Below are 7,287 nucleotides of genomic sequence, written 5' to 3' on the forward strand. Positions count from 1 at the left end.
CAGGATGGCCAGGATCTGACTGTCGGTAAAACGTGACTTCTTCATGCAGAATCTCCTCTGGGGATAGATTACGAGAAAATTCTACTTATGAGTACCCTTAATTTATGGGAGGATTACCCTTGGCTCGTCTCCTTCATTACGATCGTCTACGTAAAGTCTGTTGAAACAGGTTGCTCCGATAACAGATAGTTTGTCCTCTACTCGAATTACATGTATCTTCTTGAATAATGGCTTACCACAGCCGGGCTCCTGACATTGAACACGGCTATCTTTGTCCACCTCAACAATGGCAGCTAACTCCACTTTCTCTTTCACAACTATAGGCCCTCTTTGCAGGGAACGTTCGTTCTTCAGCGAATTTGCATATACGCAGGGAGAGCAATTGACCCCACGAATGACAAACAGGTTGTGGACCTGTTGCTGTCCAAGTTCAATATCCAGTTGCCACAAAGGGTGACTCTGAATGAATCGTTGGCGGCAGCAACGAGTGACCACGAAATCTTACCACTGCTCCTGCAGTTTCGAACAACTACCTAACGTACCGGGAACCGGTGCCCCTATGCCGTTGGTCCTCAACCAACCAATACCTCGGGGTCCACTCCCCTCAGTCGAAATACGCCTCCATCCACTCAAGCAGCTTCTGGGTATTCACCTCTGAGAACGCCACACTCTGAAAGTCATCACCCGCTTCGTCTTCAATGGTGATGAACTGATACAACAGCATGCCTGGTTGCTCATCGTGCAGAATCAGGTTGATGCGGCGGCGGGTGCGTAGGCAATCAATCGTCATCACATCCGCGGGAATGCCGATGTCCCTCATTCCGCTGCGCACGCCCACCACCGGGTTGATGTGTTGGTGGCGATCCTGGACGCGGGCATGGGCTTCGCGGGCCATATCGGAAAGCGTTTTCAGGGGTTCCTTGGACATACACTCATAAATCTTTGGTTTGAATAAAGAGAACCAGCGTACTGGATGTCGCTTTTGTACAGCAAACACTCACAAAACGCACGGTCTGGCAGAGCCTTTCTTCGCGATCAGTTGCCGGAACACCGCTTGAACCTGCGCCCGCTGCCGCAGGGGCAGATCTGCGTGTTATTCATCAGGCCGCCGTGCCCACCAATTCCTGCAATTTCTCGGTAAACGTGTTCTCGCCACTGCTCGTTACCAAGAGCTGCCGATGGGCGCGTGTCATGCCAACATACAGCAGCCTGGTCTCGATTGGCAGCTGCTCATCGCTGTCATCCAGCCCGCCCAGGCCCGCCAGGATGACGGTATCAAACTCGAGCCCCTTACTGCTCTGGCGAGTGAGCAACGTCACTTTATCGGCGCTGGGGTCATAAGTCTTTTTGTAGGACAAGGACTTTAACCAGGTGCTGGGGATGCCGGTCGCTTTCATGGCCGCCTGCATGTGTTGCGCCTGCCAGTGTTTGGCATAAATGACGGCGATGCTGTTGAGCGCTCTTCCCTGTTGCCGCCACTTGTTGATACAGCGCGCAATGTAATGGGCCTCTTTCTGCGCGTCGTCGAGCCGGCGGCAAAACGGCGCTCCCCGGGGGTCAGGCGACGCAGAGTGTTGATATTGGGAATGAGGCGGCCATTGACTCAGGAACCTCTGGGTGGACCCTCTATCGCCCTTGATATTACCGTCTGGCGCGATTTTGACGTAACTCTAGGTCAACTCGCAGTATCTATCAAGCCCAGGCGGCTGTAAGAAAAATCACCGGGCATGCCTGATGCGTGTGGGCGCTGGCCGGCAGGCGCCCCGCTCGGGCTACTGCCACCCTACCGCCCTCATCATTCCGGTATATTGGACCAAGTTGATGTCTTTGTTCGGGTGTTTACAGAGTATCAGTGGTAGCAGCTTTCGACAGGACAGGCATGATTCGGCCGTTACCCAGCCGGAGTAGTCCAGGTTGCCCTTTGCCGGGTCGTAGAACACCTCTGATAAAGACCATGGCCGCCGGAGGTTATTGGCAATAGCGTAATGCAGCAGCTTTGGTGCGGCGCACCGCCCCGCTATCGGATGACCATCCACCGAGCAGGCCCGGACCTCGGCGGTGGGTAACTGAGCCCCGCTGCGCGTGGAAACACCCCTGGCTGGAACCGCGCCAAGAACTCTCAGGGTTGGCAGCGATTTTTTATGGGCGGCTGCCACACTGTGAGCGAATTATGACCGGCCGTGTCGTCGTGAGCCGAGCAGGCGGCGAACCACTGATTGTCAGCGGAACGGAGTACTCCCAACATCATGGCGCCACCCACGACAGGTAGGCTTCTGACCAAGGTCCGCGCAACGTCGTAGGCCTGTTGCGTTTCATTGATCGTGTGGCGCTGTCCGCAGTTCGGGCAGGGGCCATCATCACCATAGCTGACCCCTGTTAACGTATCGCCGGCGTTAGAGCCCGGTACACGTTTACCTTGTAGGTTGCCCTTAAGCATGACCTCTCCCTTACTTTCCTGAATTGATACTCGGTCTCGGTGTTTGTTGACTCGAGTGGACGTAACCACTCGAGCTCTTGCCAGAGAGCGGTCTCGACCCCCAGCTCCGAGAATTGTACCCGCCCGCTGTTCGAGTCGACTGTGCCATGGGTATCAAATGCAATGTCCGACTCTGGCACCAATACCAATGCGGGGGCGCCGTAGACCTCGTCAGTGGCGCCGTATGCGGCCGGGTCCATAGGTGTCAGTTGCGGGCAATGCTCCGGCAAGTGGATGGCTCCCTGCCAAGGGTGGCGGGAGCAGCTGGAATAAGCCACTGGATGGAGCCGACAGTAGTGGCGGTCGTTCTGCCTTGGAATATGGTATAATCGTCGCTGTTTTCGCGGCAGCCATTAGTCTCCCGACCTACTGAGGTGATATATGAAAATTACCCGCAACAAGCGCATGAATCAGCAGGTGAGCAGAGCGGCTATCATCAAGAGTATCGCAAGTTCTACGGCGATAGAGGCAGGAACGCGGCCCCATATTGTGGAAAACAAGCTCAAGACCGGTACCAAGTACCGTCATTTGTCACTGGGCAGCTAGCCTCTTCCCGGCCAGCCCTAACTCACGTTGAACGTCCGCTCCACCCATTGCATCATCCATTTCTTGCGGGCTGGTAATCCCGAGCCTGTTGGCAAGAACCTGGTCGCCAGAGCCAGGCTGATACGCTGTTTGTGAACCGCCCACGGCCTATTTATTCAACTGTTTGCCTCCTTCTTGCCTCACGTTTGGCCTGAGGCAGCGCCGGTCTCTGCCGACCCTTTTTATGTCCGTTTCTGCCCGCTTTTAACCGCTGCTGTACCGTCTACTAGGAATGCCCTGTCCAACTTGTCTTGATTGTGGTCTGGTCAGTCTGGCGAAAACAAGGGGGATACCGTCCACCCTGAGCACCAGCCTCTCCGTCGCGGACTGCACGATGGCGGCGGTTTCCAGTCGATCAAGGATATTGGTGCCAGACGCATGTATGGTGATACATTGGGGAGCCGGGGCGGAATTAGCCCGCCCAGCTGTCATTTCCCTCCCCGGTGGTCATAGTTGAGGAAGTATTTAACGATAATCAGGAGCATTTGATGTCCCGCTTTTGTAACGAACGCAACCCCGAACCCCTGATTAAAGCATCTATTTTTATAATTTAGGCTGATATAGTGAACAACCGCAATGCGCATAAGTTAAGTGGTGATCATGACTAGATACGCAACATATTGGGCGAATCAACCCTCAGCCCCCGCCACTACTGGGCTGTATTCCGGAACGATCTAAAAAATCGGCGCCGAATTCATCAAGCTCCGCACTCCTGTCACAACACAAGGAGCAATCAGGATGCAATTTGATGACAACTACCGACCCAGCTGGAAAAAGATCGTAAAAATCTGCGGCGTGTCCGAGCGCACGGCCCGGCGCTGGCTCAAAGAAGGTGCGCCCGTCCTACGCGGTCTGTACCTATGAAAATTACCGGGTGGGTTCTATTTTTACGACCAGTAGATGATGTGATCCCAGCCTATATAGTTTAATAAATCGCTAGCGATAAGGCAGCCAATAGACTTATAAAGGTGTAGAGCATGACAAAAAGGCAAGCCATAGACAAAAGCGTAAAGGAAAACACGGGGGCCACTAAATCTGAATGTGCGTCAAAGCGCGAGATGTATCTTCTGTTGATAAGCGTCAAAAGGAGAAATGACGCAACAACAAACGTTTGAGAACGCAAAAGCGTAATTAACGAGCTTTCGGAAGGAATCAAAAACAAGAGTGCGCTAAAAATAAATAGCGCTAAAACCCCCAGTCTGTACCGTGCCATCTGTCTCGAAATAGCCAAAAATAAAACTCTTGCCGTCGATACCATGCCGCGATCTTCAGTATCCATAAAAGCGGCACTTCTTTTACGGTCGCGCTTCAGGAAGAGGAAAAGAATCCACGCGCCCCAAGAGAACCAAATACAGAAAAAAATCCAAAGTGATTTTTCAGTTTTACTTATAGTCTTGTCTGAGGCCATGGCTAACAACGGAAAAATCCATACCGTTAAAAATCCCGCCAGCCAAAAACTATAAGTCAAGTCGTTATGAGTCATTTGTAGCGCCCTAACAGATTCCCAGCTGAAATATAAATATACTAAATGCTGCCGATATTTTAAAAAACGAACAGCTGGTTTAACTTTATCGGGAAAAATCCTTTGCTGCAGAAGAGTTTTCGTCTTCAAATGAAGCAAGGCCTAGATCCCTTCTTTTTCTCAAAATCTCTTTGTAGGTAATATTAGCTTTCTTGGAGGCTAAGCTCTGTTCTTGCTTGGTAAGATCGATATTATAGACATCCGAGAAGACCTCTTTCCTGGTCTGGGCGCCAATGTCCCCACGTTTTATCGCCAAGTTGTAGTAAGCGATAACATTGACTAAAGCTGCGTCCTTAGCCGACGAATTGTTGTTGATCTCAGACTGATGGTATTCAGCTTTATACAAGCTTGCTAAGCTTGTTAGTGCCGCTGTAGAACCAAGTACAGCGGCTTTTTCATAGCTTTGCATTGCACCATTATGATCACCCTCTTCCAATAGTTTTTTGCAAGTATATGCGAAGCCACAAAATCACCAGATTCGGTTAAATCACGCAATGTATCTGTGGGGTAATATTGATAGCTTGATTCTCCGAATTGAATTCCATAACCCTGCCTTTCAATAAAATCCTTTACTTCCTGCGTACTGTCTTCTATCCGGATTTTTCCATCCAGGTTTACTCCGATTAGGTTGTTTCTTGAGATGGAATCGATAATATTTCTGCGCGATTCAATTGGTTCTTTTATGGGGACGGCGCTTGACTCGCCAAGAGATTCACCTTGGCTGCGTTTTTCGGTAATCTCACCTTTTACAAAGGTTGGCTTTCCTAATGCAACCGCTAATGCAATACTAATGCACGTAGCTGAAATAATAATCCACTTCGGTTTCATATGCACATCCCTCTATGGGAAATATTTTCCTAAGGATCTTTTCAATACCCGTGAGTTTTGAAAAGATCCAAAACACTACATGTTACATTTCACTCTGTCGTACTCAGCCTTTAATTCGCAATTCTTCAAATCAGACGCTAAGTTTGCCTTCTTTTCTTCTCGACATTGCGCATCTGCATTTATCAAAAAATACCATCGACAAGTTGGCAACCATTCCGCATAGGCAACTTGGGCCTTATTTTCACAATCGATTTTTTTAATTCAATAGTCTTGCATGTCAAATCGGGATTTTCTGTTTCTGGTGGGTGTTCTTCTTCGTCGCCAGAGGGTAGGTTAGTTTGACTTTGTCGAGTCAGCCAATTTAGGTACTGGAGCCGGCCCTTATGCCTTCCGATATTGTAATAATCCCCTTTAAGTATCGCCTTTTCAAGTTTCTTACCAGTAACGACTACCTCAGTTGGTTCGACGTCGTCATCATCATCATCGGAAGCTTGGATAGGGAAAGAAAGACATGCGGTAATGAGGAAAACAAATACAGGTGCGTAGATGCAATATAGTTCTTTTTCATAAATGAGTCCCTTCTTAGTCAGTCTGTAGAATTTTTGCAGGCAAAAAAGTATTCGTCTAGGAGATAGGCTGCCAACTTTGTGGTTAGTAGTCAAGCCTTTTCTTCCACCTCTGTAGGATCGTATGCATTAAATTACAAAAAACTCTAAAAGCATACTGCTTGGCGTATTTTACATCGAAAACGTAGCTCATAGCGATCGACCCATTGATTGCCACGCACTGGACCACCTAACGCTCAACCGCACCAACCAGCGATATGGACCCGTTATGGCATGGTGCCGACTCTTCATCGACGCGCAAAACCCGGACGTCTCCGCCGGGGACCACGCCCTACTTATTCTGTTCGATATGAACCTCTTGTTTGAGCGTTGGCTGGCCGCCAGCCTGCGTCCATTGGCACGCAAGGTGGGGCTTTCTGTGAGAGAGCAGTCTCCAAGACGCTATCTGGCGTACCGGAAAGACATTGACCGCAACGTCTTTCAGACGAGGCCGGATATAAGCCTGGTGGACCGGGATGGCACGGTACGGATGATTATTGACGCCAAATGGAAGCTTCTGGACGGCCCTGAGGCAAAGCTCGGCATGAGCCAGGGAGATCTCTATCAGCTGTCTGCCTATGCCAACCGCTATCACATTCACGATGTAGCACTGGTCTACCCTCAACAGGCTGGGCTAAATGATACGTATGCTTTAAAGCTTCTGGGAAGCCATACGGCCAGCCTGGATATTCTTTGCATTGACCTGTTGAAGCCAACTGCACAGCTGCAATCAGGGTTCAATTTATAGCAAATCAGAACCGAGAGCTTATAAAAAATCACCACAGGGAAGGAGGTTCATGAAACGATGCAAAAACTGATTCTGTGAACCTGTTTGGTGAACTGGAGCCACCCAATAATGATTTAAGCTATTGAAAAGCATCTATTTTAATCACTTAGGCTTATATGGTGAACAACCGCACTGCGCATAAGTTAAATAATGGCTCATCTCACAGCGCATTATCAATCAGCGCACTATTTCATGGCTTGTCAGCTAGCAGTCGGGGGCTCTGCTTTACGGCCGTACTTTACCTCGGGTTCACTGTTTCCATTACGCGGTAAACGACGAAGCCCGCAAAAAGACCTATTACAAACAGAATGGGACCCGGTAGCAGAGTCGGCAAGGACGTGATTCCGGGCCCGGGACAAAGTCCGGATAGCCCCCAGCCAATGCCAAATAGTGCGGAGCCGCCAATTAACTTCAGTGTGACCCCTATGTGTCAACCTGAATCCATACATCGGCTCATTGAGTTAAACTCTATTTCAGAGCCCGC

Annotated in this window: 11 protein-coding genes; 3 read left to right on the forward strand and 8 right to left on the reverse strand. The window is 49.9% G+C overall.

What is annotated here, in order from left to right; genetic code table 11:
- Positions 1-604: 604 nt before the first annotated feature.
- The 3 genes from AAE484_RS17195 to AAE484_RS17200 form a co-directional block, all read right to left on the reverse strand.
- Complete coding sequence (locus AAE484_RS17195) at positions 605-928, reverse strand: hypothetical protein (protein ID WP_341939671.1); 324 nt, start codon at positions 926-928, stop codon at positions 605-607.
- A gap of 107 nt (positions 929-1,035) precedes the next feature.
- Complete coding sequence (locus tag AAE484_RS17515) at positions 1,036-1,101, reverse strand: SEC-C metal-binding domain-containing protein (RefSeq protein ID WP_445928873.1); 66 nt, start codon at positions 1,099-1,101, stop codon at positions 1,036-1,038.
- Complete coding sequence (locus AAE484_RS17200) at positions 1,101-1,409, reverse strand: 3'-5' exonuclease (RefSeq protein WP_341939672.1); 309 nt, start codon at positions 1,407-1,409, stop codon at positions 1,101-1,103. Before AAE484_RS17200 ends, AAE484_RS17515 begins: the two co-directional genes overlap by 1 nt.
- A gap of 1,448 nt (positions 1,410-2,857) precedes the next feature.
- Here AAE484_RS17200 and AAE484_RS17205 point away from each other — a divergent pair.
- Complete coding sequence (locus AAE484_RS17205) at positions 2,858-3,022, forward strand: hypothetical protein (RefSeq protein WP_341939673.1); 165 nt, start codon at positions 2,858-2,860, stop codon at positions 3,020-3,022.
- Between the two features lie 777 nt (positions 3,023-3,799).
- Positions 3,800-3,925 carry a hypothetical protein gene (locus tag AAE484_RS17210; RefSeq protein WP_341939674.1) on the forward strand — a complete coding sequence of 42 codons (126 nt, stop codon included), beginning with the start codon at positions 3,800-3,802 and terminating at the stop codon, positions 3,923-3,925.
- A gap of 61 nt (positions 3,926-3,986) precedes the next feature.
- Here the strand turns inward: AAE484_RS17210 and AAE484_RS17215 are convergent, their stop codons facing one another.
- From AAE484_RS17215 to AAE484_RS17230, 4 genes are all read right to left on the reverse strand, one after another.
- A complete protein-coding gene (locus AAE484_RS17215) occupies positions 3,987-4,544 on the reverse strand; it encodes a hypothetical protein (protein WP_341939675.1) in 558 nt (185 codons plus the stop codon).
- An 85-nt stretch (positions 4,545-4,629) separates the two neighbouring features.
- Positions 4,630-4,992 (reverse strand): hypothetical protein, encoded by a 363-nt coding sequence (locus tag AAE484_RS17220; RefSeq protein WP_341939676.1) that lies wholly within the window; start codon positions 4,990-4,992, stop codon positions 4,630-4,632.
- Positions 4,944-5,411 carry a hypothetical protein gene (locus AAE484_RS17225; protein WP_341939677.1) on the reverse strand — a complete coding sequence of 156 codons (468 nt, stop codon included), beginning with the start codon at positions 5,409-5,411 and terminating at the stop codon, positions 4,944-4,946. Before AAE484_RS17225 ends, AAE484_RS17220 begins: the two co-directional genes overlap by 49 nt.
- Positions 5,412-5,593: 182 nt before the next feature.
- Positions 5,594-6,073, reverse strand: coding sequence for a hypothetical protein (locus AAE484_RS17230; RefSeq protein ID WP_341939678.1), 480 nt, complete (start codon positions 6,071-6,073; stop codon positions 5,594-5,596).
- Between the two features lie 109 nt (positions 6,074-6,182).
- On the opposite strand from AAE484_RS17230, the gene AAE484_RS17235 reads away from it, so the two are divergent.
- Positions 6,183-6,764, forward strand: a complete 582-nt coding sequence (locus tag AAE484_RS17235; protein WP_341939679.1) for a 5-methylcytosine restriction system specificity protein McrC — start codon at positions 6,183-6,185, stop codon at positions 6,762-6,764.
- Between the two features lie 277 nt (positions 6,765-7,041).
- Here the strand turns inward: AAE484_RS17235 and AAE484_RS17520 are convergent, their stop codons facing one another.
- Positions 7,042-7,230, reverse strand: coding sequence for a DUF6691 family protein (locus AAE484_RS17520; RefSeq protein ID WP_445928874.1), 189 nt, complete (start codon positions 7,228-7,230; stop codon positions 7,042-7,044).
- Between the last annotated feature and the right edge of the window lie 57 nt (positions 7,231-7,287).

The organism is Marinimicrobium sp. C2-29 (assembly GCF_038419845.1).
Classification (GTDB): Bacteria; Pseudomonadota; Gammaproteobacteria; order Pseudomonadales; family Cellvibrionaceae; genus Marinimicrobium.